Annotated in this window: 1 protein-coding gene and 1 pseudogene; both read left to right on the top strand. The window is 64.6% G+C overall.

All coding sequences use genetic code 11. The annotated features are described in order from the left end of the window. Positions 1–334 (top strand): annotated as a pseudogene (gene sbcB / locus LQR33_RS23865) (exodeoxyribonuclease I); the annotation flags it as partial. A gap of 156 nt (positions 335–490) precedes the next feature. Beyond that, a partial coding sequence (locus LQR33_RS23860; protein WP_231470723.1) for a methyl-accepting chemotaxis protein occupies positions 491–1663 on the top strand: 1173 nt, incomplete at its 3' end.

The following is a 1663-nucleotide window of genomic DNA, read 5'->3' as shown; positions in this document are numbered from 1 at the left end:
GTACGGCGGCTTCGTTTCCAACAACGACCGCAAAGTGCTGCAAAAAATGCGCCGGCTGTCCGCCGGACAGCTGGCCGGCGAAATGGCGCTGTTCGAAGACCCGCAACTGGCTGAGCTGCTGTTCCGCTACCGCGCGCGCAACTTCCCGGACACCCTGTCCGGCGACGAGGCCAAGCGCTGGAAAGCCTGGTGCCAGAGCCGGCTGACGCAGTCCTGGCCCGCCTTCCAGCAGGAATTGGCAGAGCTGCAGGCCGGCGAGCTGGCCGATGGCCAGCGCAGCCTGCTGCAACAGGTGGCCGACTACGCCGCCAGCCTTCAGGCCAGCCTGGCCTGATCCTCTGGCCTGATCCTCTGGCCGGCACCTCGCCGGCCCTTCCGCCTTTCCCGGCATTCTGTCCAGCCATACGCGTTTATGCGTATGAATTTCTACTAGCGAATGAGCTAGAACTAATAGATATGTAAGTTTCGACAGACCTGCCGGGAGGCGCGCATGCTGCATCAATTCACCGTCCGACAGAAGCTGCTGGGAGGCTTCTCGCTGCTGATCCTGCTGCTCTGCGCCGTCGTCTTCGTCGCCTACAACAAGCTGCAAACCATCCAGAACAACATCACCGAGATCAAGGAAGACCGCTACCCCAAGATCATGCTGTCGCAGCGCATCGCGCTGAATCTGCTTTACATCAGCCGCGGCGTGCGCGACGGCGTGCTCGCCCGGGACCCGCAGAAAGTGGAGCGGCAGATCCTCAACGTGGAAAGCCTGCGCGCCTCCAACCGGGCCGACCTCGACAAGATGGAGCCGATGCTGTCCACGCCGGAGGGGCGCCAACTGTATGCCAAGATACGCGCGGCGCAGGACAGCCAACGCCCGCTATTCGACCCACTGTACGCGCTGATGCGCAGCCACCAGACCGACGCCGCGCGCGAGATGCTGGAGACCCAGTTTGCGCCGACCAACAACGCCTTCATCGGCGCGCTGCTGTCGTTGCGCGACCGGCAGCAAGGCCGGCTGGACAAATCGATGCAAGAGGCGATGGCGTCCAGCCAGCAGGCGATCGCCATCTTGCTCGGCACCGCGCTGGTTTCGCTGCTGCTGGCGGTGGCCGTGGCCTTGACCATCTCCAACCTGATCACCTCCCCGCTGCGCCATTCGGCCGATCTGGTGCATCAGATCAAGCTGGGCGACCTGTCCGGCTTCAGCGAGCCGATACCGCCGGCCCGCGACGAGGCGATGCTGATCGCCCGCGACATCCAGGAAATGCGCGAAGAGCTGCGCCAGATGGTGCAGAGCATCCAGGACAACGCCCACCAGGTGTCCGACTCCGCGCGCGCTCTGTCCGGCATGGCGCAGCAGGTTGCCGACGGCGCCCAGACCCAGGCCGAGGCCACCACCTCGGCCGCGGCGTCGATCGAGCAGCTGACGGTCAGCATCAATCAGGTGGCCGACAACTCCAGCGAGGCGTCGGAGCAGGCCCAAGCAGCCGGCCAGCTGGCCAACCGCGGCGGCCACGAGGTGCTGGAGTCGGTGGGCAAGATACGCTTCGTCACCACATCCGTCGACGAAACCGCCAGGCAGATGAACAGCCTGACCAAGGAAGTGCAGCAGATCGGCAATATCGTCACCGTGATCCGCGACGTGGCCGACCAGACCAATCTGCTGGCGCTG

Origin of the sequence: Chromobacterium piscinae (assembly GCF_021129175.1) — a bacterium.
In the GTDB taxonomy this organism is placed as follows: Bacteria; Pseudomonadota; Gammaproteobacteria; order Burkholderiales; family Chromobacteriaceae; genus Chromobacterium; species Chromobacterium piscinae.
The sequence above is the reverse complement of the archived record's forward strand: the minus strand, read 5'-3'. Positions and strand labels throughout refer to the sequence as shown.